General features: G+C 27.9%; 1 protein-coding gene. It reads right to left on the bottom strand.

What is annotated here, in order from left to right; translation table 11 throughout:
- Positions 1-244 (bottom strand): hypothetical protein (locus ACWA1B_RS23365; protein ID WP_456911071.1); only part of this gene is annotated, 244 nt, incomplete at both ends.

Raw genomic sequence — 244 nt, 5'->3', positions numbered from 1 at the left:
AACCAGCTGGAAAAACTGCGTATTCTTTACCGTTTCTAATAAAAGAGAAGCAAGTCTTGTCATTTAAATAAATCACATAATCATTAACTTCTCCTTTTTCGTTAAGTTTTTTAACAGTAAAATCAAATGAACAAGTTCCTAAATCCAAGTATTCATTAAATTCATCTTCATAATAGTTTGGGAGGTTTGGAACCTCATTATCAATAAATGCAACAACTTTTAAGTCTTTATCTAAAACATTTAT

The organism is Flavobacterium xizangense, assembly GCF_054075145.1.
Note: the sequence above shows the minus strand (reverse complement) of the source record. Positions and strands in the feature narration are given on the sequence as shown.